This is a genomic window from Candidatus Neomicrothrix sp., assembly GCF_035329545.1.
Taxonomy (GTDB): Bacteria; Actinomycetota; Acidimicrobiia; order Acidimicrobiales; family Microtrichaceae; genus Microthrix; species Microthrix subdominans.
The window spans coordinates 1-26,068 of record NZ_DAOLGP010000033.1 but is presented as its reverse complement, the minus strand read 5'-3'; the positions used below and the strand labels follow the sequence as shown (position 1 = coordinate 26,068).

General features: G+C 68.6%; 30 protein-coding genes, 2 other RNA genes and 1 pseudogene. 12 read left to right on the top strand and 21 right to left on the bottom strand.

Annotation, left to right across the window (positions count from 1 at the left end):
- Positions 1–2 precede the first annotated feature (2 nt).
- The 5 genes from PKD89_RS15595 to PKD89_RS15575 are packed head-to-tail and all read right to left on the bottom strand — an operon-like array spanning position 3 to position 5,047.
- The gene (locus PKD89_RS15595) at positions 3–368 is read right to left on the bottom strand and encodes a DUF1634 domain-containing protein (RefSeq protein WP_289012617.1); all 366 of its coding nucleotides are present in this window, start codon (positions 366–368) and stop codon (positions 3–5) included.
- On the bottom strand, positions 358–1,239 hold the full coding sequence (locus PKD89_RS15590) for a sulfite exporter TauE/SafE family protein (RefSeq protein ID WP_287392271.1): 882 nt from the start codon (positions 1,237–1,239) through the stop codon (positions 358–360). Before PKD89_RS15590 ends, PKD89_RS15595 begins: the two co-directional genes overlap by 11 nt.
- 6 nt (positions 1,240–1,245) lie before the next feature.
- A complete protein-coding gene (locus PKD89_RS15585) occupies positions 1,246–2,325 on the bottom strand; it encodes an ABC transporter ATP-binding protein (protein WP_287392273.1) in 1,080 nt (359 codons plus the stop codon).
- Positions 2,319–3,992, bottom strand: coding sequence for an ABC transporter permease (locus PKD89_RS15580; protein ID WP_287392276.1), 1,674 nt, complete (start codon positions 3,990–3,992; stop codon positions 2,319–2,321). Before PKD89_RS15580 ends, PKD89_RS15585 begins: the two co-directional genes overlap by 7 nt.
- A complete protein-coding gene (locus PKD89_RS15575) occupies positions 3,989–5,047 on the bottom strand; it encodes an extracellular solute-binding protein (protein ID WP_289012618.1) in 1,059 nt (352 codons plus the stop codon). The genes PKD89_RS15580 and PKD89_RS15575 overlap by 4 nt, the downstream gene beginning before the upstream one ends.
- A gap of 155 nt (positions 5,048–5,202) precedes the next feature.
- Between PKD89_RS15575 and PKD89_RS15570 the strand changes: the two genes are divergently transcribed.
- From PKD89_RS15570 to PKD89_RS15545, 6 genes are all read left to right on the top strand, one after another.
- The gene (locus PKD89_RS15570) at positions 5,203–6,090 is read left to right on the top strand and encodes a glycoside hydrolase family 16 protein (protein WP_287392280.1); all 888 of its coding nucleotides are present in this window, start codon (positions 5,203–5,205) and stop codon (positions 6,088–6,090) included.
- Between the two features lie 42 nt (positions 6,091–6,132).
- Entirely contained in the window at positions 6,133–6,366 is a 234-nt protein-coding gene (locus tag PKD89_RS15565) for a hypothetical protein (protein ID WP_287392282.1), read from the top strand.
- Positions 6,360–6,677 (top strand): type II toxin-antitoxin system PemK/MazF family toxin, encoded by a 318-nt coding sequence (locus PKD89_RS15560; RefSeq protein ID WP_324332526.1) that lies wholly within the window; start codon positions 6,360–6,362, stop codon positions 6,675–6,677. Before PKD89_RS15565 ends, PKD89_RS15560 begins: the two co-directional genes overlap by 7 nt.
- Before the next feature lie 89 nt (positions 6,678–6,766).
- The gene (locus tag PKD89_RS15555) at positions 6,767–7,489 is read left to right on the top strand and encodes an MBL fold metallo-hydrolase (protein ID WP_287392284.1); all 723 of its coding nucleotides are present in this window, start codon (positions 6,767–6,769) and stop codon (positions 7,487–7,489) included.
- A 42-nt stretch (positions 7,490–7,531) separates the two neighbouring features.
- The gene (locus PKD89_RS15550) at positions 7,532–8,143 is read left to right on the top strand and encodes a TetR/AcrR family transcriptional regulator (RefSeq protein ID WP_287392288.1); all 612 of its coding nucleotides are present in this window, start codon (positions 7,532–7,534) and stop codon (positions 8,141–8,143) included.
- 14 nt (positions 8,144–8,157) lie between these two features.
- Positions 8,158–8,919: a maleylpyruvate isomerase family mycothiol-dependent enzyme gene (locus PKD89_RS15545; protein ID WP_289012621.1), complete on the top strand. Its 762-nt coding sequence runs from the start codon at positions 8,158–8,160 to the stop codon at positions 8,917–8,919.
- 36 nt (positions 8,920–8,955) lie between these two features.
- On the opposite strand, the gene PKD89_RS15540 is transcribed toward PKD89_RS15545, so the two are convergent.
- The 11 genes and pseudogenes from PKD89_RS15540 to PKD89_RS15495 all read right to left on the bottom strand — a co-directional run bounded on the left by PKD89_RS15540 (position 8,956) and on the right by PKD89_RS15495 (position 18,441).
- Complete coding sequence (locus PKD89_RS15540; RefSeq protein ID WP_289012622.1) at positions 8,956–9,642, bottom strand: hypothetical protein; 687 nt, start codon at positions 9,640–9,642, stop codon at positions 8,956–8,958.
- Between the two features lie 90 nt (positions 9,643–9,732).
- Positions 9,733–11,028 carry a hypothetical protein gene (locus PKD89_RS15535; protein ID WP_289012623.1) on the bottom strand — a complete coding sequence of 432 codons (1,296 nt, stop codon included), beginning with the start codon at positions 11,026–11,028 and terminating at the stop codon, positions 9,733–9,735.
- Positions 11,029–11,039: 11 nt separating this feature from the next.
- Positions 11,040–12,257: an amidohydrolase family protein gene (locus tag PKD89_RS15530; protein ID WP_324332525.1), complete on the bottom strand. Its 1,218-nt coding sequence runs from the start codon at positions 12,255–12,257 to the stop codon at positions 11,040–11,042.
- 40 nt (positions 12,258–12,297) lie between these two features.
- Positions 12,298–12,678, bottom strand: coding sequence for a carboxymuconolactone decarboxylase family protein (locus tag PKD89_RS15525; protein ID WP_287392309.1), 381 nt, complete (start codon positions 12,676–12,678; stop codon positions 12,298–12,300).
- Positions 12,675–13,556: an NAD(P)-dependent oxidoreductase gene (locus tag PKD89_RS15520; protein WP_289012625.1), complete on the bottom strand. Its 882-nt coding sequence runs from the start codon at positions 13,554–13,556 to the stop codon at positions 12,675–12,677. Before PKD89_RS15520 ends, PKD89_RS15525 begins: the two co-directional genes overlap by 4 nt.
- Positions 13,553–14,116 (bottom strand): nuclear transport factor 2 family protein, encoded by a 564-nt coding sequence (locus PKD89_RS15515; RefSeq protein ID WP_289012626.1) that lies wholly within the window; start codon positions 14,114–14,116, stop codon positions 13,553–13,555. The genes PKD89_RS15520 and PKD89_RS15515 overlap by 4 nt, the downstream gene beginning before the upstream one ends.
- A complete protein-coding gene (locus PKD89_RS19980; protein ID WP_425591256.1) occupies positions 14,113–14,337 on the bottom strand; it encodes a ferredoxin in 225 nt (74 codons plus the stop codon). Before PKD89_RS19980 ends, PKD89_RS15515 begins: the two co-directional genes overlap by 4 nt.
- Positions 14,338–14,448: 111 nt before the next feature.
- Positions 14,449–15,831: pseudogene (locus tag PKD89_RS15510) on the bottom strand (cytochrome P450); the annotation flags it as partial.
- Positions 15,828–16,619, bottom strand: coding sequence for an SDR family oxidoreductase (locus PKD89_RS15505; protein ID WP_289012628.1), 792 nt, complete (start codon positions 16,617–16,619; stop codon positions 15,828–15,830). The gene PKD89_RS15505 and the pseudogene PKD89_RS15510, both read right to left, overlap by 4 nt.
- Positions 16,619–17,818, bottom strand: a complete 1,200-nt coding sequence (locus tag PKD89_RS15500; protein WP_289012629.1) for a cytochrome P450 — start codon at positions 17,816–17,818, stop codon at positions 16,619–16,621. The genes PKD89_RS15505 and PKD89_RS15500 overlap by 1 nt, the downstream gene beginning before the upstream one ends.
- The gene (locus PKD89_RS15495; RefSeq protein ID WP_289012630.1) at positions 17,815–18,441 is read right to left on the bottom strand and encodes a TetR/AcrR family transcriptional regulator; all 627 of its coding nucleotides are present in this window, start codon (positions 18,439–18,441) and stop codon (positions 17,815–17,817) included. The genes PKD89_RS15500 and PKD89_RS15495 overlap by 4 nt, the downstream gene beginning before the upstream one ends.
- A 74-nt stretch (positions 18,442–18,515) precedes the next feature.
- On the opposite strand from PKD89_RS15495, the gene PKD89_RS15490 reads away from it, so the two are divergent.
- The 4 genes from PKD89_RS15490 to rnpB (PKD89_RS15475) all read left to right on the top strand — a co-directional run bounded on the left by PKD89_RS15490 (position 18,516) and on the right by rnpB (PKD89_RS15475) (position 22,030).
- The gene (locus PKD89_RS15490; RefSeq protein ID WP_289012631.1) at positions 18,516–19,289 is read left to right on the top strand and encodes an SDR family oxidoreductase; all 774 of its coding nucleotides are present in this window, start codon (positions 18,516–18,518) and stop codon (positions 19,287–19,289) included.
- 20 nt (positions 19,290–19,309) lie between these two features.
- Positions 19,310–20,773: an aldehyde dehydrogenase family protein gene (locus PKD89_RS15485; protein WP_349257363.1), complete on the top strand. Its 1,464-nt coding sequence runs from the start codon at positions 19,310–19,312 to the stop codon at positions 20,771–20,773.
- A 26-nt stretch (positions 20,774–20,799) separates the two neighbouring features.
- Entirely contained in the window at positions 20,800–21,579 is a 780-nt protein-coding gene (locus PKD89_RS15480) for an SDR family NAD(P)-dependent oxidoreductase (RefSeq protein ID WP_289012633.1), read from the top strand.
- 63 nt (positions 21,580–21,642) lie between these two features.
- An RNA gene (rnpB, locus tag PKD89_RS15475) (RNase P RNA component class A) lies at positions 21,643–22,030 on the top strand.
- Between the two features lie 302 nt (positions 22,031–22,332).
- Here the strand turns inward: rnpB (PKD89_RS15475) and PKD89_RS15470 are convergent.
- The gene (locus PKD89_RS15470; protein WP_289012634.1) at positions 22,333–22,776 is read right to left on the bottom strand and encodes a hypothetical protein; all 444 of its coding nucleotides are present in this window, start codon (positions 22,774–22,776) and stop codon (positions 22,333–22,335) included.
- A gap of 243 nt (positions 22,777–23,019) precedes the next feature.
- Between PKD89_RS15470 and PKD89_RS15465 the strand changes: the two genes are divergently transcribed.
- Positions 23,020–23,346, top strand: a complete 327-nt coding sequence (locus tag PKD89_RS15465) for a hypothetical protein (protein WP_289012635.1) — start codon at positions 23,020–23,022, stop codon at positions 23,344–23,346.
- 122 nt (positions 23,347–23,468) lie between these two features.
- On the opposite strand, the gene PKD89_RS15460 is transcribed toward PKD89_RS15465, so the two are convergent.
- The 4 genes from PKD89_RS15460 to PKD89_RS15445 form a co-directional block, all read right to left on the bottom strand.
- Positions 23,469–23,798, bottom strand: a complete 330-nt coding sequence (locus PKD89_RS15460) for a type II toxin-antitoxin system HicB family antitoxin (protein WP_287392336.1) — start codon at positions 23,796–23,798, stop codon at positions 23,469–23,471.
- Positions 23,795–24,049 (bottom strand): hypothetical protein, encoded by a 255-nt coding sequence (locus PKD89_RS15455; protein ID WP_289012636.1) that lies wholly within the window; start codon positions 24,047–24,049, stop codon positions 23,795–23,797. The genes PKD89_RS15460 and PKD89_RS15455 overlap by 4 nt, the downstream gene beginning before the upstream one ends.
- 171 nt (positions 24,050–24,220) lie before the next feature.
- Entirely contained in the window at positions 24,221–24,874 is a 654-nt protein-coding gene (locus tag PKD89_RS15450) for a zinc-binding dehydrogenase (protein WP_289012637.1), read from the bottom strand.
- A 24-nt stretch (positions 24,875–24,898) separates the two neighbouring features.
- Positions 24,899–25,249, bottom strand: coding sequence for an alcohol dehydrogenase catalytic domain-containing protein (locus tag PKD89_RS15445; RefSeq protein ID WP_287374118.1), 351 nt, complete (start codon positions 25,247–25,249; stop codon positions 24,899–24,901).
- A 105-nt stretch (positions 25,250–25,354) separates the two neighbouring features.
- Between PKD89_RS15445 and rnpB (PKD89_RS15440) the strand changes: the two genes are divergently transcribed.
- Positions 25,355–25,742: RNase P RNA component class A (gene rnpB, locus PKD89_RS15440), an RNA gene on the top strand.
- Positions 25,743–26,068: the final 326 nt, after the last annotated feature.

Here is a 26,068-nt window from a genome sequence, read left to right as displayed (position 1 = left end):
GCTCAGCCATGGCCGACGACGATGGCCATGCTGAGGGTGACGACGACCAGCAGTGCCACGACGACGAAGCGCCAGTCGCGCTCGCGGGTCCACAGCACGACGAGGGCGAGAACCCGAAACAGCGGCGTCGCCGCGAGCACGAGCACCCCAAGGGCCATCACCAGGTCGGCGGTCGACCCCGAGGTCAGCGCAAACAGCTCGATGCCCGACGACCGGTGCGACCCGGACGCCACCTTCAACCCCAGGCCGATGGCCATCAGCGCCACCGCAAGGCCCAGCCCCACGCGCAACAGCAGCTGCACCGCCCGCTGATCGCGGTGGATCACCTCCTGGGAGGCGGCCGACATCGACAGCGGGTCAGCGGCCAACGTCCACCCCAAATGCCTTCAACGCCATCTGCACTGACACCAACACCAGCACCGCAACCAACAGCCTCCGCAGCACCGTCGGCGACACCCTCGACGAGGTCGCCGCCCCGATCAGTGCGCCGCCGACGACGCCCAGCGCCACCGGCGCCGCTGCGTAGGGCTCGACGTAGCCCCGGGCGAAGTAGATGAACAGGCTGGCTACCGCGGTGACACCGATCATGAAGTTGGACGTGGCGGCCGCCACCTTGATCGGCACCCCCATGCCCTCGGTCATCGCCGGCACCTTCATGAACCCGCCACCCACGCCGAGCATGCCCGACACGGTGCCCGCCACCAGCGAGGCGGCGGCGCCGAGCGCCAGGCGGTTCGCCCCGTAGCGCACCAGCTCACCACGATGTTCGTCGTAGTAGGCACCGGCGAGCGTGCCCGGTTCCTCCCACCCGATCGGCTCGGCATCCGGTTCGGAATCGCTCGCTTCCGCGTCAACGCGCTCCGGCTTGCGTCCGCCCCGCACGACGGTCAGCGCCGTCGCCAGCATCAACACGGCGAACAGCCCGGAGAGCAGCGACGGTGAGACGAGCACTGCGATCAGGCCACCCATGATCCCGCCGATCGTCGTCGCCACCTCGAGGGTCATCCCCAGGCGCATGTTGGCCAGGCCCCGCCCCACATAACTGCTGCCCGCAGCGGTGGAGGTGGCCACGACCGCGACCAGCGAGGTGGCGACCGCCACCCGGATGTCGAAGCCAAACCCCAACACGAGCACCGGCACGATGATCAGCCCGCCGCCGATCCCAACGATCGAGCCGAGCCACCCGGCGAAGACCCCCAGCAGCGACATCGCTGTGATCGCCAGCAGCGACAGCTCCATCCCGGGTCAGCTTGCCTCGGCGGGAAACGTGCACACCGGGTGCGCCGTCGTGATGCGCACCCGATCCCCTGCTGCATAGCGGCAGCGGCCGGGGACCCGCACGGTCAGGTTGACCGGCAGTTCGTCCAACGCGACGTGCAGCCGCAGGTCGGCCCCGTGGTAGGACAGCGCCTCGACCACCCCGATCGCGCCGGGTTCGTCAGGCGCCGCCGTCTGTTCGACGCTGAGTTCCTCCGGCCGGATCAGCACCTGGCAGGGGCCTTCGGCGCCGTGCCAGGCGTCGACGCTCAGGCGACCGAGCGCGCAGTCCACCTCGGCACCCGTCGGCGTGTTCAGGGCTTGGCCGGGAAGCACGGTGGCGTCGCCGAGAAACCGGCCGGTGTCCAGGTCGGGCGGGCGGTCGTAGACGTCGCGCGGGTCGTCGGCGGCCACGATGCGACCGTCGCGGATCACGATCAGGTGGTCGGCCATCGCCAGCGCCTCGGACTGGTCGTGGGTGACCAACATGGCGGTGGCACCGACACGCCGCAGTAGGTGATGGACCTCCTCGCGCAGCTCGACGCGCAGCTTGGCGTCGAGGGCCGAGAACGGTTCGTCGAGCAGGATCAGCTTGGGCTCGGGGGCGAGCGCCCGGGCCAGCGCCACCCGCTGCTGCTGACCACCGGACAGCTGGTGTGGCTTGCGGTCGCCCAACCCGGTCAGGCCGATGAGGTCGAGCAGCTCGTCGACCCGATCGCGACGGGCCGAGCGGGACGTGCCGGTCAGCCCGAAGGCGATGTTGCGGGCGACGCTGAGGTGCGGGAACAGCGCACCTTCCTGGGGGACGATGCCGATGCCCCGGGAGTGGGGCCGCACGGGGGCGGTCGTCGGCGAGTTGAGCGTACGACCGGCCAGGGTGATCACGCCATCGCTGGGGTTCTCAAACCCGGCGATGCAGCGCAGCAGCGTGGTCTTGCCCGACCCGGACGGGCCCAGCACGGTGGCGAAGCTGCCGGACTCTACCTCGAGGCTGGCCCGGTCGAGGGCGACGGTGGCGTCGCCCCGACGCGCCGGGAAGGTCTTGGACAGGTCGCGGACGCTCAGCACGGGTCGGTCATCGTATCGACGTCGTCGTCGACCGACCACGTGATCGCCCCCGCTTCGGCCAGGATCGGGTCAACCCGGACCGGGGCACCACGCGCCGAATCGGCCCGGGTCGGATCGGCGCTGCGAAGCGCATTGCGGACGAGCAGAGCCACCGGCACCGCGCCGAGCAACACGAGCATGGCGGCGTAGGGCGCCGCCGCGGTGAAGTCGAGCGCCTCGCCGTTGGTCGTCGCCCACAGCTGGGTCGACAGGGTCTGGCTGTTGAACGGGATCAGCATCAGCGTCGTCGTCAGCTCCTTGCTGGCGTCGAGGCCGACGAGGATCGCCCCGGCGACGAACCCGGGTAGCGCCAGCGGCAGGGTGACCCGGGCGAAGGTCCTTGCCGGGCGGGACCCCAACGAGGCGGCGACGTCGTCGTAGAGCTGCCGGGACGCCTCCAGGCCCACCCGCTGGTAGCCGACGGCCAGCGGCAGAAACAGGATGACGTAGGCGGCGACGAGCACGACCGGCATCTTGTACAGCGATGGCGCTAGGCGGGTGGCCAGGTAGACGAGGGCCAGGGCCAGGATGGCGCTGGGGATGGCATGGGCCACCCACACCGCTCGCTCGGTGAGCACCGATCGCAGCGATGGACGGCGCCCTACCCACCAGCTGACCGGAAAGGCGACCGCGGTGGCGATCGCCGCCGCCGCCAGCGCGTAGCCGGCCGTGCTCCCCAGGGCGCTGCCGACCTGCCCCCAGTCGGTCGTCACCGTCCGACCGGTGTTGGTCAGCCCGCGGGCGGTCATCACCAGCGTCGGGCCGAGCGCGAGCAGGGGCACGCTCAGTGCCACCACCATGACGGGCAGGTGCCAACGCCCGAGCTGGAGTCGCGCCGGCGGGCGGTCGAGGCCTCGTGCGCCGTGCAGTGCGGTGCCGGAGCGCGAGATCAGCCGGGTGCCGAAGAGGACGAGTATCGACAGACCGGCGAGCAGCAGCGACAGCGAGCGGGCGGACTGGTAGTCGCCGTAGTCCAGCATTTCGGCCATCACCTTGGTGGTCAGCGTGCTGCGTCCCAGCTGCACCATCGCCCCGTATTCGGCGAGCACGTGCAGGGCCACGATCAAAACGCCGGCTGCCAGCGCCGGCCGCAACGCGGGCAGCGTCACGTGCCAGAACCGGCTGGTCCAGCGAGGTCTCAGGTTGGCCACCATCTCCTCTTGGGCGGGATCGACCGTGCGCAGCGCCACGACGCACGGCAGAAACACGTAGGGGTACAGGCTGAGCGCCAGCACCAGCGACGCACCGAAGAAGCTGGTCACCCAGGTCAGGCTGGGCGCATAGACCAACTCGGCGGCGAAGACGGCGTAGGAGCTGACGAAACCGGGCACCGCCAACGGGAGGGCCAACAGCACGGTCCAGGCTCGTGGAAAGGCAATGGACGTACGCGCCACCAGGAGCGCCGCCAGCACGCCGAGCACGACGGTGAGGACGGTGACGACCAGCACCAGCTGAACCGTCTGCAGCGCCGCCGACGTGGTGGCCTCGTAGCCGAGCTCGTCGGCCAGATCCCCAAAGGAGATGCCGGTGACAAACAGGTAGACGACCGGGGCGATCGACAGCGCGGCGACAGCGACCGCGCCGCACGCGATCGCCGTCGTCCCAAGCCGTGGACCCCGCAGGGTCATCCGCTCGACATTCCCAACTGCTTCAGCAGCTTCTGGGCCTGGTCGGAGTTGGCCAGCTCATCCATGTCGAAGCTGGGCGACTCAATATCGTCCAGGCTGCCGGCGATCGAGCTGTCCATCCCCTTCGCCACCGGATACTGGGCGCCGGACACGTCGATGTCGGCGTCGGCGATCAGCTTCTGGCCGCCCTCGGGAGAAGTCAGCCAGGCGAGGAACTCCTGGCCCTCGTCGATCTGGTCGCTCGCCTTGAGGATGCCTGCGCCCGAGGAGAGGATGAGGTTGCCGGGGTCCTCGGTCGGGAAGTGGTAGATCTTCGACGTCATCGTGTCCGGCCCGCCCGACTCGTCGGCCAGCACCCACCAGTAGTAGTGGTTGGACAGGCCCATGGCGTGCTTGCCCGCCTCGACCGTGTCCCGCACGTTGCCGTTCTTCTGCTCGTTGACGCCGTTGGCCTTCACCTTCTTGAGGAACTCGGTGGTCTTGGCCTCGCCCTCGGTGGCCAGCAGGTACTGGGTGGTGGCGACGAAGGCGCCGGACGGCGCCCAGGCAAACTCGCCCTTGTACTGCGGGTCGACGATGTCGGCCAGCGTCTTTGGCAGGTCGGCCTCGTCGATCTTTTCCGGGTTGTAGTACAGAACGCGGCTGCGGGCCGCGTAGGCCACCCACAGGCCGTCGCTCGAACTCAGGCCGGGCCGCACCTGGTCGAGGGTCGATTTGTCGACCGGTTCGAGCAGGTTGGCGGCGCCAAGCTGGGCGATCGGCCCAGGGTCCTCCGACAGGAACACGTCGGCCCGCGACGCCGCACCCTCCGCCTCGATCTGGCCGACGGTGGCACCGTTCTGGATGTCGAAGCGCACGCCGGTCTCGGCGGTGTAGGCGGCGGTGAGACCCTCGATCAGCTCGGCGTGCTGGTCGGTGTACATCGTCAGCGTGACGCCGGAGTCGTCGCCCGAAGCCGAGCCGGAATCGTCGCCACCACACCCGGCGGCGATCAGCGCCATCGCAGCCACGCCCACCAGCGCCGTCCGCATACGTCGACGGTTCGATCTCTCCACGTTCAACCTCGTTCCATGCTAGAAAAACGACCGCGTGCACGAGGGTGACGCGGCTTTAGGGAAGCCTAACTAGCGGCGAAAGCGTCGAACGAGTCGGCCCGGTCGCCGTCGGCGCACACGTCTAGCGTGAGGAACCCTTTACCCCGGAGGTTGCCGTGAACGTCAGAAGAGCTTCGACCGGCCGCGCGTGGTCGACCGCCATCGCCGCCGCGCTCCTCATGTCGGTGTCGGCCTGCGGTGGCACAACGGCCACCGACCAGGCATCCGACAATCGGGGCTCCGACGACGACACCGCCGGATCGTCGACCACCGACGCAGCGTCCTCCGAGCCCGAGCCGCTCTTCGCCGACGAGTTCGACACCTCTGGGTCCGTCGATTGGGACGTGTGGCAGCCGATCATCGAGAAGCGCCACGACTCCCGCCAGACCGACCGCGAGAAGAACGTGCGCGTCGAGGGCGGCAACCTGGTGATCGAGGCTCACAAGGAGCAGTACAAGGACGCCGAGTACACCTCGGCGATGATCCAGACCAAGGAGTCGTTCCAGTACGGACGGTTCGAGGCTCGGATGAAGCTGCCCGATGCCGAGGGCACCTGGCCGGCGTTCTGGCTGGTCAACGACGACCAGTGGCCCGACTTTGGCGAGATCGACGTGATGGAGCATTTCGCCCGCACAACGGCAAACAAGGGCGATCCCCAATCGATGGGTTACGTCGAGTCCAACCTGCACTCCACTCCCCCGGCGGCGATCGAGGCGCTGACCGACTGGGGACGGGCGACCTCCACCCCGGTCGACGTCACCGAGTGGCACACCTACGCCGTCGAGTGGGCAGAGGGCGAAATCCGCTTCTTCATCGACGACGAACAGACCGCCGTGCACGAGCGACCTGACGGCGACGAGCCCACCTGGCCCTTCGACGACCACCCCGAGGTGATCGTGTTCGACATGTTCATGGGCGCCTATGCCGGCCCGGTCGACGCCGATGCGCTGCCGCAGAAGCTGCTCCTCGACTGGGTGCGAGCCTGGCCACTCGAAGACTCATGAAGTCGACGTAAATCCGGCCATGTACGTATGTACACTACGTACATGGCCAATAAGACGATCAGCCTTCCGGACGACGTGACCCCGATCATCGAGAGCCTCGACGTGCCGTTCTCGACGTGGGTCGCAGATCAGCTCCGCCGCCATGCCGCAGCGCAGGGTGCGCTGAGCCTCGGCCAACAGTTGCTGGCCGACGCAGCGCTGGCAGGGCCCGAGCGTCCCACCGACGAGGAATCGCGGGTGGCGATGGAACGAATGGAGCGGTCGGCGCCGTGGTAGCCCGCGGCGGCGTGTACTGGATCGAACTCGACAAGCGTCGACCATGCATCGTGGTCTCATCGGTCGACGTCCTGGCCGTTGACGTCTGGCAGACCCACGTCGTTCCGCTGACCTCGAGGGTCGGGCGGGCAGGCATCGCTGGCAACGTCTTGCTCCCGGCTGTTGCGACCGGGCTCCCCAAAGACTCGGTAGCCGTACCGCTCGGGCTGGAACTGATCGATCGGTCGTTGCTGGCTGCGCATGCGGGCCGGATACCTCAGGTTTTGCTCGACGACATCGACGACGGTCTCCGCACAATTCTGCAATTGTGACGATTCCCCATTGCCTATCAGCGATCGTTTATCTATCGTTGATAGGTAGCGGGTCGACGGGCGATCCGCATCGAATGAGGGGGCCCACCATGCACACCGCCGTCGACGAGATCGCACCGGACACGTTCCGGCTCTCCACCTACATCCCCGACGTCGGGCCCACAGGCATGACGTTCAACCAGTTCCTGATCCGCGACGAGCAGCCGATGCTGTTTCACACCGGTCACCGCCAGCTGTTTCCACTGGTGTCCGAGGCGGTCGGCACGCTGGTGCCGCTCGAGGACCTGCGCTGGATCGCCTTCGGCCACATCGAGGCCGACGAGTGCGGCTCGATGAACCAATTCCTCGCCGCTGCGCCCGGCGCCCAGATCACCCACGGCGCCCTCGGTTGCATGGTGTCGCTCAACGACATGGCCGACCGGCCGCCGGTACCCCTCGAGGACGGCCAGGTGATCGAGCTCGGCAGCCACCGGGTGCGCCACATCGACACCCCGCACGTGCCCCACGGCTGGGAGGCCCGCCTGATCTTCGACGAGACCACCGGCACCCTCTTCTGCGGCGACCTGATGACACAGCTGGGCGAGGCCGACCCACTGGTCGACAACGACGTGCTTGCTGCGGCCGCAGTGGCCGAGGACATGTTCGGCGCCACCTGCCTGACGCCTGCGACCGCCCCGACGATCCGCCGCCTCGCCGACCTGGGCGCCACCACCCTGGCCACCATGCACGGCTCGGCCTTCAACGGCGACGCCTCCGCCGCTCTGAACGCGCTGGCCGACTCCTACGACGAGCGCCTGCTCGTCGCAGGCTGACGCCGTCAAGCCCCATCCCACCCACCCCCCCCGAAAGACGCCATGACCACTCCCGCCCCACCGACCGACCGGCGCCGAGAACGCCACCTGGCCAAGCGGGCCACGATCGTCGCCGAAGCCTGGACGCTCGCGCGGCGCGACGGCCTCGCCGCCATCTCGCTGCGGGACCTCGCCGACCGGGTGGGCCTCCGTCAGCCGTCGCTGTACGCCTACTTCGATTCCAAGCTCGCCCTCTACGACGCCATGTTCGCCGACGGGAACAGGCAGCTGATCGAGACGGTCTCGGCGCTGCCCGAGCACGACGACCCCCACGAGGCGCTCGTCGATCTCGTCGAGGAGCTCACCCGATTTTCGGCGGCCGACACCGTTCGCCACCAGCTGCTCTTCCAGCGCACCATCCCCGGCTTCGAGCCGTCCGAGCAGTCCTACGCCGTCGCAAGAGAGTTCTACGCGATCGGCCAGGAACGCCTCGCCGCTGCCGGGGTCGGCGAACCCGGCGACCTCGACCTGTTCACCGCCATCGTGTCCGGCCTGACGCACCAGCAGGTTGCCAACGATCCCGGCGGCGACCGCTGGGTGCGCCTCTCGCGCCAGGCGGTCGAGATGTACCTCGCCCAGATCGAACGGAAGAGCCCAGCACAGCAGTCCAACTAGAGGAAGGCACCAAAATGACGACCGAGACCAGCGTCGACGTGACCAGGATCCCGAGGATCACCCACGACGAGGCGACGGCAATCACCGCCGTCGAGAATCGCAAGTTTGGCGAGCAGCTGCGGAGCCTCGGGCCCGACGACTGGATCGCCTCCACCGACTGCGAACGGTGGGACGTGCGGGCGATGGCCGCCCACGTCGTCGGCGGCGCCGCCGGACAGATCTCACCGCGCGAGTTTGTGCGCCAGGTCCGCACCGGTCGGCCCATCGTGAGGGAGATCGGTGCCAAGCACTGGTGGGACGGCATGAACGAGGTGCAGGTTCGGGAGCGCTCGGATGTGAGCACCGACGAGCTCATCGCTGAGTGGGACACCAACTCCGAGAAGGCCCGGATCGCTCGCAACAAGCTGCCCAAGCCGATCGGTCGCCTGCCGCTGCTCAACCTGCCCGAACCGGTCGGACGTCAGCCGCTGACGTACCTGTTCGACATGGGATTCACCCGTGACGTATGGGCGCACCGCATGGACATCGCCGCAGCCACCGGCCACCCGATGGACCTCGACGCCACGCACGACGGACGCATCATCGCCGACATCGTCGCCGAATGGGCGGGCTACTTCGACGAACCCTTCACCCTCGAGCTGACCGGCCCCGCCGGAGGCACCTTCACCTCGGGCTCCGGTGGCGAGACCGTCCGGATCGATGCCCTCGAGTTCATGATGATCCTCGCCGAACGCACCGAGGGAACCGGCCTGCTCCAACACACCCTGCCGCTCTGACGTTGTCGGGCTGCCGAGCTGCGCGATCAGCTGGATTCAGTCGCGGCTGATGACGTCGCTGGTGAGGACGATCACGAAGTTGTGATCGTCGGTGAGCACGTTGAGGTACCCGGGGTCGACGCTCATGACATACCCGGTGATCCTGCCGTTGGTGGTCTCGATCCGCTCTCGCGGAACCCACGGTGTCTGCGTGGCCAACGCAACCCCCAGGGCGCCGATGGCGACCACCCAGCCGATGCGTTCGATGGTTGCAGCCAGGAGCCGCCGCAGCGGTGCGCCCGCTTGCCGACGGTGGATGAGCACCAGAACGCCGAACACCGCTGCGGTCGCCGGGAGCAACCACCAGGCGCGGTAGCTCAGGGTCAGCGACGTCAGGGTGGTCAGCGCCAGGCCGGCCAGCAGCACCACCGTTGGGCGACGGCCCTTGGGCGACCACAGAAAGGCTGCCATTAACAGCGGCAGGAGTGTGACGAGCAGCGGCGCAACCACCAGCCGAGCGGTCATGAACGACCCGAACAGGATTCTCAGCCCGTCCTCCAGGCCCAGCGTGGTGCTGACCAGAAAGGCCGTGTCCCAGTTGTACCCGGAGATGGCAAAGAGCCTGACGACCAGAAAGGCAAACGCCCACGCCGCCGCCGGTGCCGCCCCGCCCTCGCGAACCGCCCGCACGATCTGCGTCGAAGCGGGTGGCGCATTCTGCTCGTTGCCACGATCAATCGTCATCGCCGAAAGGTAGCCCCCGGGCTCGGGCGGTCTCACGCTGGCCCGAGGAGGCCGCTCGCCGTCACCTCCCCCCGGGCAGCACCTCAGGAATCACCGACGGTGCGGTGAAGCCACGGGGGTCACCGACTCGCCCACCTGGCGGCGCTCAAACCCGAAGGTGGCGCCGGTGGAGAACTCGGTGAGGGTGACCGAGTCGGGCTGCTCAGCGGGCTCGCCGTCGGGGTCGTCGGTGATATGCCAGGCCGCCGTCTCGCCGCCGACCCGCTCCAGCCGGGCGGTCGGCACCAGGCACACGACCGCTGCCCGCAGGATGGCGTCGCCGCCGGGCCCGGCAAGCAGCGCCGCCCAGGACAGCCCGTCCGCCTCGTCGAGCGCCGGGCACGGGCGCAAGCGAATAAGCAGCTGGTCGCCGGCCTGGGCGCAGCGTAGGTCGAGGTCGACGTAGCTGCGGGGCAGAAACAGCGGGTGGACCGCGAGCACGTCGGCCAGCCCGGCGAGGGTGGCCGGGGCGCCGAGCGTCGCGGCCAGCCGCTTGGTGGTCAGCCCGGCGATGCCGGCCGCCTGGGCGATGCCGATGGTGGTCACGTCGTCGGCGCCGACCCGTTCGGCCACCTCGACGAGGAAGGCCCGGGCCAGCAGCTGCCCCTGGAGCGCCACCTCGTCGGCGATCGCCGCCAGGGTGGCCGAGGCGAACCGCTCCATCACCAGGTCGACGTCGAGCGGCGCCGAGTAGTCGGCCCAACCGTCGTCGTCGGGCAGCGACGGGTCGGGCACGGCCAGCGGCACGTTGGCGGCCTGACTGGCGGCGAGCGCAACCGCACCGGGTGGGACGGGCAGCTCGTCGTTGGCCTCGTCGATCACGACGGTCCACTCGCAGTGCGGGGTCCGGTCGGTGGGCACCCGGGGCGGACGGTGCACCGGACGCATGCGGGCCCTGGGGTTGGTGGCGATGGCGGTGGCATCGAAGGTGGGGTCCTCGATGTCGTGACACATCGTCTGCACGTAGTCGTCCCCCATCGGCTCGACGTCCATCAGCGCGCCGCAGTGGCCCAGCTGGAAGCTGCCGTGGTGGTCGTCGTCGACCACGAAGCGAAAGTCCATGAACTCCGGCGGCGCACCGACGTCCAGCTGGATGCCCTTGAAGATCGTCTCGACCGTGTCGCCCTCGAAGCCGAGCAGCCGTTGCATGCGCTTGGTGTAGATCGGGCTGGCAGCCATCCACTCCCCGATCGCCACATCGGACATCGGCTCGCGCCCCAGGAGGGCGATCACGTGGGGCATGCCCGCCCGGTCGATCAGGTGACCGGCCAGCAGCAGCTCGCGCACCAGCTCGGCCAGCTCGCCGTGGGACCGGCCGGTCCACGGACCTGGCCTCAGCTCAGCCATCCCGGCGAGGCTCAGGGCTCGAAGTCCAGGCCGAGCAGCTTGATGGCGTTGCCCCGGGCGATCTTGTTGATCGTCCGCTGGGGCAGGTGCCCAAACAGCTCCTCGGCCACCGCCTTGCTGTTGGGAAAGGTGCCGTCCTGGTGCGGGTAGTCGGTTTCGAACAGCACGTTGTCCTCGCCGATCTGGTCGAGCATGTCGATGCCCACCGTGTCCTTGAAGAAGCAGGCCGAGATGTGCTTGGAGTAGTACTCCGACGGCGGCCGCTCGGAGCGCTCCTCGCCCTGGGCCCACTGGTGGGTCAGCCACGTGTCGTCGGCCCGCTCGACGAAGTACGGGATCCAGCCGATCTGGCTCTCGGCGTACAGCAACTGAATGTCGGGGAACCGGTCGAACACGCCGGAGAACAGCCAGTCGATCATCGATGCGACGCTGTTGCAGGCGATCAGGTTGGCGGCCACCACCGTCGGTGCGTCGGGCGACGTTGTCACCGTCTTGGTGCCCGAGCCGATGTGCATGCACAGCACGGTCTTCGTCTCGTTGCACGCCTGGAAGAACGGGTCCCAGTGCCGGGTGTGGATGCTGGGCAGGCCAAGCCACGACGGCAGCTCGGAGAACGCCACCGCCCGCACGCCCCGGGCGGCGTTGCGGCGGATCTCAGCTGCCGCCAGCTCGGGGTCCCACAGCGGCACGACGCACAGCGGGATCAGCCGCCCGCCGCTGCCGCCGGCCCACTCGTCGACCATGAAGTCGTTGTAGGCCTCGATACACAGTTGCCCCAGCGTGCGGTCCTCGATCTCGGAGAACATCTGACCGGCAAACCGGGGATAGTTGGGGAAGCACAGGCTGGCCTCCACATGGTTGAGGTCCATGTCGGCGAGGCGGGCCACCGGGTCGTAACAGCCAGGGGCGATGTCGTCGTAGGTGACCCCCTCCATCGTCACCTCCTCGGGCGGCATGCCCGGACAAGCAACCATGCGCTTGATCTGGTAGCGACGGCCCTCGAAGTGCCACCAGGCCGCCATCTCGTCGCCGTCACCCGGGGTCTCCACCCAGGCACCCTCGACCAGGGTCATCTCACCCTTCGGTGCGATGTGGATGCGCGGCGCCCGGTCGGCGTAGGCGGCGGGCAGACGGCTGGTCCACACGTCGGGCGGCTCGATGACGTGGTCATCGACGCTGATGATGCGGGGGATGACCCCCTGCTGCCGGGTGTTGTACGAGAGGCTCATGGCGTGGCTCCAGGGGTCGGACCGCTGCGATGCTCAACGCTCACGCGTCGTCCATCTTGGCGATGATCTTCTCCACCTCGGTGTTCAGCTTCGCACCACGGGGCCAGCCGGCGTAATGCGCAACGAACACCACGATGCTGCGCAGGTCCTCGGCGTCCAGTTCGCCCAGCCGGACCGCTGCGTCCAGCTGGAGCGATGCGACGTCCTCCATGCCACCGGCGACCGCCATGCCGATCAGCATCAGGCGCCGTTCCTTGATCGTCATCGTGCCCTCGGTCCACACGTCGGCGAAGAGGTGGTCGACCGTAGACTCGACAAACGCGCCCTCCACGTGGGGGATGTCCCACCCGTAGACGTCCTTCATCATCGCCAGGCCGCGCTGGCGACGATCGTCGGCGTTCGCTTGCCCATCGTCGCTCATCGGTCGTCTCCGTCATCGCTGGTGTCGCTGTGGGGCACGCCGAGGGCGGTGCCCAGTTGGTTGAGGGCCTGTTCGGCCACGGGCGTTTCGACGCCCAGCTCGGCACCGAGCCCGATCGCCAGGGCGAGATCCTTCTCGCCCAGCCCTCGGGCGTGTTCGAAGATGGGGCGCAGGCCGTCGTCCGCAGGCAGCGGCGCAGCGGTCCCGCGCAGCATAATCGCCCCGGGCCCGCCGGTCACCCGGTCGGAGTGGCGCACCACCTCGCCAAGCTTGGCCAGATCCACCCCGGCGGCCTCGGCCAGCCGTGAGGCCTCGCCGACCGCTGCGTAGGAGGCGAACGTGATCAGGTTACGGGCCAGCTTGGCCCGGGTTCCGGCGCCGATCGGGCCCAGGTGGGCCACGAGCGTGCCCAGGCGTTCCAGCGCCGGGGTGGCCAGCGCCACCGCCTCGGCGTCGCCGCCGACCATCAGCGCCAGGGTGCCCTCGTGGGCGCCCATCGCTCCCCCACTGACCGGCGCGTCGAGCACAGCCACCCCGTGGGGTGCGCACAGGGCGGCGATCTCGGCCGGGGTGTCGGCCTCGACCGTCGAGTGGATGATCACCACCGTGCCGGCCGACGCGGTCGACAGGATGCCGTCCGGTCCGGACAGCACCGAGCGCACCTGGGCGTCGTCGCGCACCATCAGCGAGATCACCGTCGCCCGCTCGGCCACCTCGGCCGGGGATGCGGCGACCGTCGCCCCCGCCTTGGCGAAGGGCGCGGTGGCGGCATTCGCGACGTCAAACACGGTGAGACCGCCCGGGTGGTCGCACCAGCGCTTCGCCATCGGCGTGCCGATCTGGCCCAGCCCGATGAACCCCAGGTGCGGGTCGCTCACGAGGGTCGGTCCCACAGGCCGACCGGCACGTCGCGGATCGGGTAGTGGCCGGGCAGCTGGCCCGGCTTCAGCGAACGGTCCAGGCGGGCCTGCATGCCGTCGGACAGCGTGCCGTCGCCCATCATCTCCATAAACAGCGATGCGGCGTTGCCGTAGTCGAACCAGTCGCGCTGGAAGGCCCACTGCCGGTCACCGCCGTAGATGAACCAGCTGCCGCCGATGCCGGGCACCTCGTAGGTCGATCCGTCCGGACGGGTGGCGTCGGCCACCTGGCGCCAGAACCCGACGACGTGGCCCTTGGTCTCGTCGATGATCAGCTCCTCGTACGGATACTGCCACCCGTCGAGGCCGCCCATCTCCTGGCCCAGCGCAATGTCGCGGATCTCGTCGCGGCCGACGGCCATGAAGTGCTCCTTGGGACCGAAGTTCCAGCCGTAGGTGGCATCCTCGGTGAAGCAGTCGGCCAGGCTGCGCCAGTCGCCCGACGCCTCAGCGTCCAGGTTGGCCTGAAGCCAATGCTCGACCATCGCGTCGAGCTCAGCACGGGGGTAGGCGGTCATTGGGGATCCTCCTGGGTCGGGTCTTCTTCGATTGGGTTCTCTTGGATGGACAGCGCATGGGTTGGGCAGTACTTCACCGCCGCATCGGCGGCGGCGCGAGCCTCGTCGGGCGGCCGCTCGTCGAGGATGGTCAGCTCGCCCCGCTTGGACACCTCGAACAGCTCGGGTGCCTCCCCCTGACAGGTGGCGTGGCCCTGGCACAGGTCGCGGTCGACCGCGATGCGCCACCCGTCGGTGCGGGTGGACCGCTGGACCGGTCCGGCGGCACCGACGTCAGCCGACGTGACATTGCCACCCGACCGCTCGGTCGCCGCTGTCGCCGTAGTGGGGTCGCGCCGCTCGTAGGTGGCCAGGCACGGCTGGGCCAGCTGCACCACCATCTTGGAGTGGTCGTTGCGGTAGGAGTCGAGGGGCTGGGCTGCCTTGAGGGTCCAGTCCTTCAATAGCACGCTGAAGATCGCCTTCAGCTGCATCATGGCGAAGTTGGCCCCCACGCAGCGGTGGCGTCCGGCGCCGAAGGGGATCCAGTTCCACGGGTTGGCCACGTCGGCGCCGGCGTCGGTCAGGTAGCGGCCGGGCCGGAACTCGTCGGGGTCCTCGAACGCCTCGGGGATCCGGTTGGAGATCGCCGGGCTGGCCGCCACCATCTTGCCGGGGGCCACGTGGCAGCCGCCCACCTCCAGGTCGATGTTGGACACCCGCAGCAGCAGGATCAGCGGCGGATGCAGGCGCAGGGCCTCCTTGATCGCACCCTCCAGGTGCGGCATCTCGCGCAGCGCCTGAAAGCTCACCTCGGTGCCGTCGGCGTACAGCTCGTCCAGTTCGGCCACCACCTTGGCCATCTCGCCGGGATGGCGCAGCAGCTCGATCAGCGTCCAGGCCGCCGTGCCCGACGTGGTGTGGTGCCCGGCGAACATCATCGAGATGAACATGCCGGTGATCATGTCGGCGGAGAAGCGGGGCGTACCGTCGTCGGTGATCGACATGAGAATGTCGAGCAGGTCTGAGTCGTCGCCGCCTTTGGCGGACCCATCGGAACGGTCGTCGTCATCAGTGGACCCGGCGGTTCGCCCGTCCATGATCTCTTGCACCAGCTCGACCAGCGCGACGCGGGCGGTGTCACGGGCACGGAAGCTGGGGATGTCGGCGTAGGGGTCGACGTAGGCCAGGGCGTCGGTGCCCCGCTCCAGGTCGTGGTACAGCTCGGCGAATCGGCCGTCGAGCTGCTGGCGAAACCGTCGCCCGATCAGGCACGACGACGACGTGTAGATCGTCAGTTCGGCGAACCAGTCGAGCAGGTCGATCTCGCCACGGTCGCCCCAGCGGGCGACCATCTCGTCCACCTCGCGCTGGATCGTCTCGGCGTGGCCGCGCATGTAGGAGTCACGCAGCGCCTGGTTGCGCAGCATCTCCCGACGCCGCTCGGGGGGCGCGTCGAACACGACGCCCTCGCCGAAGATCGGCGTCATGAAGGGGTAGGCGGCGGCCTGGTCGAGGTCCTCGTCCTTGGCCCGGAAGAAGATCTCGTTGGCCTCCGCACCGCTGAGCAGCACCACCTGCTTGTCGGCCAGCGTGAACTCGCCGACGTCGCCGCACTCGTCGCGCACCCGCTGCATCAGGCCGATCGGGTCGCGCCGCAGCTCCTCCAGGTGGCCGTTGGGCTCGTCGCCACCCGACACCCGGGGCGGCTCGTTCAGCGTGCTCTGGCTTGTCACTTGTAGCTCCGGTTCTCGCTCACGGGCGCCTCGGGTTGAATCTCCACCAGCGTCAGGTGCGTTCCCTTGGGCACGGCCACCACGTACGTGATCACGTCGGCGATCTCCTGGGGCCTCAGCGCTCCGGCGTGGCGCAGGTGCCCCCACGCCGACCAGTGCGGCATCACCTCGTTCACCGTGTCCTCGCTCCAGGTGGTGCCCTGCTCGGTGCTCGACGGGCCGGGACGCACCATCGTCGCCCGCACACCCGTGCCCTCCAGCTCCATCTGCATGGCCCGGGCCAGTCCCTCCAGTCCGGACTTGGCCGCCACGTAGCCGGCCATGTGGGTCCGCTGGCGCACGACGACGTCGGAGGTGACAAATACCAGGTCGCCGTGACCGGCCTCCACCATCGGTCGGCCCAGCCGGTTAATCAGGCGGTGCGCCCCGGTCAGGTTGATCTGCACCGCTCGTACGAAGTCGTCCGGGTCGATGCCGAGGGCCGAAGCGGGGTACACGTCGCCGGCGTTGGAGACGACAACATCGATCGGACCGAAGGCCGCCAGGGCCTCTTTGGCAAACGCCTCGATCGAGGCATCGTCGGTGAGGTCGAGCGCCACGGCCGCCGCCTCACCACCGGCATCGGTGATCTCAGCGGCCAGGTCGTCGAGGCGCTCGGTGCGACGGGCACCCAGCACCACCGGGTGACCGGCGGCGGCCAGCGACTTGGCGGTGGCCGCACCGATGCCGGACGAGGCGCCGGTGACGACGGCGACCCGCCGCTCGGGATGGGGGGCAAATCTCGGCATTAGCGAACCTCAAAAGTGGTGGGGAGGGTGGCGAACCCGCGGACGTTCACCGAGTGCACCCGCTTGGCGTCCTCGGCATCGATCTCGTAGGACCCGATCCGCTTGGTCAGCTCCTCGAGGACCACCCGGGTCTCCAGCCGGGCCAGCGAGGCGCCCATGCAGAAGTGGCGTCCCACGCCGAAGCTGGCGATGCCGGTGGTGTCGCGGTCCAGGTCGAAGCGGTCGGGATCGGGAAACTGCCGGGGGTCCCGGTTGGCCGATCCGGCCAGCAGCAGCACCCGGTCGCCGGCGGGGATCGTCGTGCCGTGCAGCGTGACGTCGGTGGTGGTCACCCGGGCCAGCATCTGGCTGGAGGTGTCGTAGCGCAGCGTCTCCTCCACCCAGTCCGGAATCCGGGCGGGGTCGGCGAACACCTTGGCCCGCTCGTCCGGGTTGGCCCACGCCCAGTACCAGGCGTGGGCGAGCAGTTTGGTGGTGGTCTCGTTGCCGGCGACCACCATCAGGAACAGAAACGAGGTGATCTCGTCGTCGGTGAGGCGATCGCCGTCCGTCTCCACCTCACACAGCGCACTCACCAGATCGTCGCCCGGGTTGATCCGCCGGTCGGCGATCATCTCCGAGTAGTACACCGCCAGCTCGATCGCCGCCTCGACCCCTGCCTTGGGGACGTCGGTGACGCCCTCCTCGCGATGCACCAGCAGGTCCGACGCCCGGCGCAAGCGCTCCCGGTCGGCCTGGGGCACGCCGAGCATCTGGGAAATCACGTCCATCGGCACCTTGGCGGCCAGGTCGCCGACAAAGTCGAACGAGCCCGACTGCAGGCAGGCGTCGAGGTGCGAAACGGTGAGGGCGCGGATGTCGTCCTCCATCGCCGCCACCCGCCGAGGGGTGAAGCCCCGGGACACCAGGCCCCGCATGCGGCCGTGCTCGGGCGGGTCCATCGCCAGGAAGGACATGGTCCGATGGGCGTTGGGGCCCGAGGCCGCCGGGTCGATCGACACACCGTGGGCGTTGGAGAACCGCTCCGAGTCGCGAAACCCTGCCATCACATCGTCGTAGCGGGACAGCGCCCAGAAGTTGCGCTCATCGTTTCGGTACACCGGCGCCTCAGAGCGCATCCGGGCGTAGGTGGGGTACGGGTCCTCGTGGATCTCGTAGGCATACGGGTCGTACACCACCGGCGTTGTGGTCAGGGTCATTGCAGGTCTCCCAGGATCACGGAGGTCGCCTCGGCGAGTTGGTTGCGAAGTTGGTCGTAGGGCAGGTGGCCGGTGCCCACCTCGATCAGCGCGCCGGACACGACGAACTCCAGGGTGCGCACCGCAGCGGGCGGCGCCGCGGCGCCGTCGTCCGGCCCTGCGAGGGCGGCGACCAGCCGCGTGTGCAACAACCGGCCGATCTTCAGGCGCAGCTCGTGCACCTCGGGGTTGTCCACCAGCAGCGCCACGGTGCAGGCGGCGGCCAGCTCGGTCTCGTTGGAGACGACCAGGGCAAAGTTGGCCAGCACCTCGGTCGCCCGCCCCGCCGCCGTGTACAACCCAGCCGCCGTGTCCAACCCAGCCGGGCCCTGCGGCGCCGCCTCGTCCTGTGCGCTGATGCGCCGCCAGAACACCTCGGCGATCAGGTGCTCCTTAGACGAGAAGTAGTTGTAGGCGGTGGCCGGGGCCACCCCGCACCGGGCGGCAACCGCACGAACGGTCAGCCCCGAGTAGCCGGTGGCGTGAAGCTCGTCCACGGCGGCATCGGTCAGCCGGTCCACCGTGAGCGAGCGCTTGGTGCTCAGGCGCCGCCGAGGCAGCTCTTGGACAGGCGTGGTGGACACGTGTCCAATCATGTAGTGTCAACCGTCACCCGTCAAGCGGGATGCTCACTTCCCCAACTCTGGAGAACACCCATATGGCCGAACGACAGCGATTCGCCGACCGCACAGCCATCGTCACCGGCGCAGGCGGAGGCATCGGCGAGGCCTACGCCCGGGCCCTGCACGCAGAAGGCGCCAACGTGGTCATCGCCGAGCTCAACGAGGCCGCCGGCCAGGCGGTGGCCGACTCGCTCGGCGAGCGGACCCTGTTCGTGCCCACCGACGTGGGCGACCCGGCCAGCACCGACGCCATGGCCGAGTCCACGCTGGAGGCCTTCGGCCGCATCGACCACCTAATCAACAACGCCGCCATCTTCGGCGACATGGAGCTGGCCGGCCTGACCAACGTCGATTACGACTACCTCAACACGTTCATGTCGGTGAACCTGATGGGGGCCCTGCACTGCACCCGGTCGGTCATGCGCCCGATGGGCAAGCCGAAGGGCCCGGACGAACGCCGGGGCGGGTCGATCGTCAACCAGTCCTCGACGGCTGCGTGGATGGGCATCAGCGGCTTCTACGGCCTGGCCAAGGCCGGCCTCAACTTCCTCACCGCATCGCTGGCCCACGAACTGGGCCACCGCAACATCCGCATCAACGCCGTCGCCCCCGGCCCCACCGACACGGCGGCGATGAACAAGCAGGTGCCCGTGGAGTTTCAGGACCCGTTGGTCAGCAGCCTGGCGATCAAGCGCCTGGGCACCCCCGCCGATCACGTCGGCCCGGTGCTGTTTCTGCTGTCCGACGAGGCGGCCTGGATGACCGGCCAGATCGTGGCGGTCGACGGCGGTCAGGTGACCCGGCTGTGAGCACCGAGCCCACCACCGAGATGTGGCACGAGGAGCGGCTGCTGATCGACGGCGAGCTGCGCAGCGCCGAGGGCGGTGCCACCTACCCGGTGGAGAATCCGACCACCGGCGGGCAGCTGGGCGAGGCCGCCGATGCCACCCCCGCCGACGTGGAGGCGGCGCTGTCCGCCGCCCGGCGGGCCTTCGACGAGAGCGGCTGGGCCACCGACGTCGACCTCCGAGTGCGCTGCCTCCGTCAGCTCCATCAGGCGCTCGTCGACCACGCCGACCAGCTCACCGAGCTGACGATCGCCGAGGTGGGTGCACCCCGCTCGGCCTGCGCCACAGTGCAGCTCACCGCCCCCACCGAGTTTCTCCCCTACTACGCCGAGTTGGCCGAGGGCTACGAGTGGACCACGCCGCTCGGCGTTGCCGACACCCTGGGCGGCCCGGCCGAGCGCTGGACCGAGCGCAACCCCATCGGGGTGGTCGCCGCCATCACGCCGTGGAACGTGCCCCACCAGATCAACCTGGCCAAGATCGCCCCGGCGCTGGCCGCAGGCTGCACCGTCGTGTTAAAGCCGGCGCCGGAGACCCCGTGGTGCGGCCTGGCCCTGGGCCGGTTGGTCACCGAGCACACCGACATCCCGGCCGGCGTGTTCAACGTCGTCACCTCGAGCGATCCCGCCATCGGCGAGCTGCTCACCGGCGATCCCCGGGTGGACATGGTCAGCTTCACCGGCTCCACCGCCACGGGCCGCCGGGTGATGGCGGCCGCATCCACCAACGTCACCAAGGTGTTTCTCGAGCTGGGCGGCAAGTCGGCGTCGATCGTGCTCGACGACGTCGCCGACTTCGGCCTGGCCGCAGCCACCGCAGCGTTCGGCACCGCCACGGTGGCGGGCCAGGGCTGTGCGCTCACCACCCGGGTGCTGCTCCCCCGCTCCCGCTACGACGAGGGGGTGACCGCCATCGCCGAGATGATGGCTGCGATGGCCCCGGGCGATCCGGGCGACCCGGGCACGATGATGGGCCCGCTGATCAGCGACCGGCAATGGCAACGAGTCAACGAGTACGTGCGCGGCGCCGAGGCCGCCGGCGCCCGGGTGGTGTGCGGCGGCGGACGGCCGGCAGCGCTGCCCGATGGCCACTTCTTCGAGATGACCCTGCTCGCCGACGTCACGCCCGACATGGCGGTTGCATCCGAGGAGATCTTCGGACCGGTGCTGGTCGCGATTGCCTACGAGGACGACGACGATGCCGTTCGCATCGCCAACGACTCCATCTACGGGCTGTCCGGCGCCGTGTTTGGCGCCGACGAGCAGCGGGCGGTCGCTGTGGGTCGCCGAATCCGCACCGGCACCATGTCGATCAACGGCGGTGTCTGGTACGGGGCGGACGTACCCTTCGGCGGGGTAAAGCAGTCCGGCATCGGCCGGGAGATGGGCGTCGCCGGGTTCGAGGAGCACCTCGACACCACGGCGTTCGCCCGCCCCGCCGGCTGACCGGCAACAAACGCAGCGAGGGACCGATGGACCAAAACGAACCTCAGGACTTCGCCGGGCTGGACGGCGTTGCGCTGGTCACCGGCGGCTCCGGCGGGCTGGGCTCGGCCGTGGCCGTCATGTTGGCCCGGCGCGGCGCCGACGTGGCCATCACCTACCGCAACAACGCCGATCGGGCCGCCGAGGTGGTCGCCGCCATCGAGGCGACCGGCCGCCGGGGCTCGGCCCACCAGCTAGTGGCTGATGATGCCGAGGGCGCTGCAGCACTTGTCGAGGAGGTCTCGGCCGATGGCCTGCACACCCTGGTGCACGCCGCCGGACCGCTCATTCCCCAGCGCCACCTCAGCCGGATCAACCCAGGCGACCTCACACCGCAGATGACCGACGAGATCGCTGGGTTCTTCAACGTGGCCCAGCCCGCACTCCCCCACCTGCGCCGCAGCAAGGGCTCGATCGTGGCGATCACCACCGCCGCTACCCGACGCTTTCCCGTCCGCGATGGTTTGTCCGCCGCCGGGAAGGGCGCGGTCGAGCAACTGTGTTGGGGGTTGGCCGCCGAGGAGGGCCGGTTCGGCATTCGGGTCAACTGCGTGGGTCCGGGCATGACCACCGCCGGCATGGCCCAGGATCTGACCGCCTCGGGCGACCTGGCCGAGGTCGACTTCGCAGCGGCTACCGCCAACATCCCCCTGAAGCGCTTCGGTGATGCAGCCGATATCGCTGAAGCGGTATGCTTCCTGGCCTCCACCCGAGCGGGCTACATCTCCGGCCAGCACCTAGCGGTCGACGGCGGCTACGGCGTGTAGACGGATACTCGATGGCGCCCCGGCTTGTGCGCTGGCCCACGCGGCACCACACGAACCCGCTGGTGAGTCGGTCGGGTGACCGCGGCCGGGCATGGCCTTCGGGCCGGGACCCGGTCGAGGAAGGTCGGGGCTCCACAGGGCAGGATGCTGAGGCGACTCAGGCGGGGGCGACCTCGCGGACAGGGCAGCAGAGAACAGACCGCCGATGGCCCGGCTCGCCGGGCACAGGCAAGGGTGAAACGGTGCGGTAAGAGCGCACCAGTGCAGCGGGCGACCGTCGCAGCTGGCAACCCCCATCCGGTGCAAGGCCAAGCAGTAGGTGTTGGGGCTGCCCGTCCCCCGAAACTTCGGTTTCGGCACCTACGGGTCGGCCGCTCAGATGGATGATCACCCAGGGAGACGTCGGCGACGACCTCCCGGACAGAACTCCGCCTACAGACCGACTCACCAGCACCCAAGCCGGGACGGCGCCAATCCAACAGCACTGACAGCCCCGCCAGCACCTGGCCTCGTGGCTGGCACCCGGCGGGCGCCCGCCTTCCATCAGCAGAGCAACGCGTCGATCCTGGCGATCTGTTAGCCCCGCTGCATTACTGGCTTTCACAACACGCAGACGTCCACGCGCTGCGCCCGCACACGGCTGGCGCTGCCGGTGACCCACCCCCAACTTCGGGCGCTCCTGACGTCGACGACCTCGACAGCCGTTCAGCACGATCGAGTCAATCATGCAACTGATTGCGATTTCCTCAAATATCAGGACAGTCGACTGTCAAATTCTTCCAGACCGTGAACTATGCGGTCGAGATCGGACTCGCTGACACCAGCTTTAGATACATCGGCCCACTCCTGAAGCGGGAAGGTGTTGGCCATTTTGATCCGCCCGTCAGAAATGAGGAAGAAAGGAAAGCTCTTCGAATCACCATAGCTTTTCCCCGGATAGTATCCGAGCCGCCAACCACCTTTAATTTTATACTTCGTGCCAAGGAGCTTGCGATGGACCAGCACCTCCACTGGCTCAACCCCGGGGTGCCCCAGTTTGTCCATGCGCCCCAAGATTGCGGATATCAACGCTTCACCCCTGTCGAGCAGCGCTGCACGATTGCGCCGTACTTCAGACTCACGGGAGGCTCGATCTTGCCCCGCTGCTGAGTCAAGGCCTGCCTTCATTTTTCTGGCGATACGGTCTGCATCGGACATGGTTCAAGAGTATCTAACCGCGAGGCTGCACGCCCGCAGGCCCCTCATGGCTGCGTCAGAGTGTCGTCGCGGTGACCGAAGCGCGTCAGCAGGTGCGCGGTCACCGACTCGGAGTTGGGTTGTGTCGGAGGGACGACGAGCCGCTGCGGAGGAACCGGTGCCGCTATCAATGGCAGAGTCCGAGTTCTTCGTTGGGCACCGGGCGTTCGGCAGTACCGGTTTCGGCTCACCCGCCCGGCGGGGATGGTTGGCATCACGGCCTCAGATCACCTGCCGTCGATACGAGTGCGGCGTCAGGCCGAGTTCCTGCACGGTGTCGGGCCGCTGGCTGCGCTCGACTTCTTCGCTGGCGTGGGCGAGTGCCTCGCCGGGGACCAGGTGGAATGGTCGCTCTACCGGCTCGACCTGTTCGTAGACGTTCAAGGCTGGGACCTTCACGGCGATGACCACCACCAGTTCGGGTGCCGGGCGGAACGCCGAGACCTGCACGAGCACGACGGTGACTTCGGCGGGTTCGAGCCCGGACGGCTCATTCCCAAGACCGTCTGCGCCCGCATCCTGCCAGTTTGATGCGGAGCGTCTCGACTACTGACCCGCCATCTAGGGCAAACGCCGGTCCGCAACGGTCGCGAACGTCGCGGTCCCGGCTCCGTGGGCACCCACTCTCAGTCCCTCGCGGGGAAGGGACTGGGTCAGTTGCGAGCGAGCCGGTCGCTGACGAGTCGGTTCAGGCTGACGCCCTCTTGTGCGGCGGAGAGAGCCAGCTCACGGTGAAGGGACTCGGGAACGCGAACGTTGAACTTGCCTGAGAATCGCCGCTCGGCGATCGGCTCCGGGATCGGGTCACCGTTCGCCGCCAGGTCGGCGACGATGTCGGCGACGAGATCGACCAGACCCCGTAGCGCTGCGGCTTGGTCCGCATGAAGCCACGATAGTGACGGGAACTCAGCAACGGTGGCAACGAACTCGTCGTCCTCAGCAGACCACAGGACTCGATAGGCATAGTGCTTGATGTCGGTCACTTCTGAAGCTCCTGCAGCTTGTCGATGGCCTTGAGTGCTTGGCGGACTTGGTACGGCTTCGCCTTGCCGCCCTTGGATTTCTGGATGTTCAGTCGCGGGTCGCCCGACCAAGGCGTCTTGAATACGGCGTGGGATGTCCCGCTCTGGCGTGCTTCCCCGAAGAAGTGGACGCACGCCGAGTGGAGGTCGTAGTACGAGATGTTCTGCGGTGCGTTACGCATAGCGGCCACCGTTTTGTCGATCTTGACCACTCTCGGATGGTATCACTATCAGTACCATCCAGCAACGGGGAGGCAAGTCCACCCAAGCAGTTGAGGATCCGGGAGTTCCGCCGACTCCGCCGGGAACACGAACGGCTCGAAGGCGATGATGACGCCGTCGTCGCCGGGTGAACTGCGTGTACGCAGCGCCGCAGCGCCGGGTCAGGGCTCGAGGACCAGCTTGCCGACAATGTCCTTCGCTGCGAAGCGCCGCTGAGCCTCGGCGATTTCGGCCAACGGGTAGGTCTCGGCCACGACCGGCTCGACGCCTCCGGCGACGGCGATTGTGGCCAGCTCGGCGAAGCCGTCCCGCGTGTGCATCGTCGAACCGATGATCCGACGGTGGTTCAGGTAGAGGCGGCGGATGTCGAAGGGCACGACCGGACCGGCGATCGCTCCGGCGCTCACCAGACGTCCGCCGTCGCGCAACCGGTCGATCATCGCCCCAAACTCGTCGCCACCCACCACGTCTACCACGGCATCGACGGGCGCGATCTCCGAGATGTCCTGCCCCCGAACCGACACCTCCGCCACACCGAGTCCCGACACGAACTCGCGTTTGGAGGCGCTCGTGTGGGCGACCACCTCGCAGCCACGGTCGACCAGCAGCTGCACCGCCGCCATGCCCACTCCCCCGGACGATCCGGTCACAAGCACCCGCTCGCCAGCGACACACTCGGCCCGGTTGATCATGCCCAGCGCCGTGCCGTAGGCGGTGGGAAGGCATGCCAGCTGCACCGCCGACAGGGGCGAGCCGCCCACATCGTGAAGCTGCCGCTCGGCGCAGACGTGGAACTGGCTGAACCCGCCGTCCACCTAGCTGCCTGCGATGTCGGCCGGCTACTCTCCCTCGTAGCGAAACGCTGGATCGACGATCACCCGGCGGCCGATCCATCCGTCGTCGACACCGCCGCCCACCCGCACCACCTCGCCGGCGATGTCGATTCCCTGGATCCGTGGGAACGCCAGTAGCACGCCCTTCCATCCGACAACCGCCCGCGGGTCGGCTGCGGTGCCGTAGGCGCCCTCCCGAGACCAGATGTCGGTGTTGTTGACGGCCGCTGCCGCCACTCGCACCAGCACCTGACCGGCACCCACGTTGGGGATCGGCCAGTCGTGAACCACCTCGATGCACTCCGGTCCGCCGTGACACGTCGTCACCGCTGCGGTCATCGTTCGGGGATCGCTCACCCGAGGAGCCTGCCAGACGGAGGCCACACGCGACGGTCGCCGCCAGGCGGATATAGGCCCTCGGCTTGTGTGCCAGGCCAGCCGGCACCACACTGAACCCGCTGGTGAGTCGGTCGGGTGACCGCGGCCGGGCATGGCCTTCGGGCCGGGACCCGGTCGAGGAAGGTCGGGGCTCCACAGGGCAGGATGCTGAGGCGACTCAGGCGGGGGCGACCTCGCGGACAGGGCAGCAGAGAACAGACCGCCGATGGCCCGGCTCGCCGGGCACAGGCAAGGGTGAAACGGTGCGGTAAGAGCGCACCAGTGCAGCGGGCGACCGTCGCAGCTGGCAACCCCCATCCGGTGCAAGGCCAAGCAGTAGGTGTTGGGGCTGCCCGTCCCCCGAAACTTCGGTTTCGGCACCTACGGGTCGGCCGCTCAGATGGATGATCACCCAGGGAGACGTCGGCGACGACCTCCCGGACAGAACTCCGCCTACAGACCGACTCACCAGCACCCAAGCCGGGACGGCGCCAATCCAACAGCACTGGCTGCCCTACGATCACCTCGGCAGCGTGTCCGGGCACCCGCGTTCCGCCTAGGGATCGGCGCGTCGACGGTGGCGACCTGGTGGCCCATCTGCTTGACCAGCTCTGAACACATGCAGAAGTCAATGCGCAGCGCCCAGAACATGGCTCGCAAGTTGTCATGCGCCAGTTGATAGGGACCAGGGCTGCGCCAGCTGCATGGGACCACTTGTGAGGGGTCGTTGAGGTCGGCGGGGTGATGATGGTTGCCCCCGGCGGCCGTCGTCAAGGACTGCGTGTGGCGGGTGTGCTG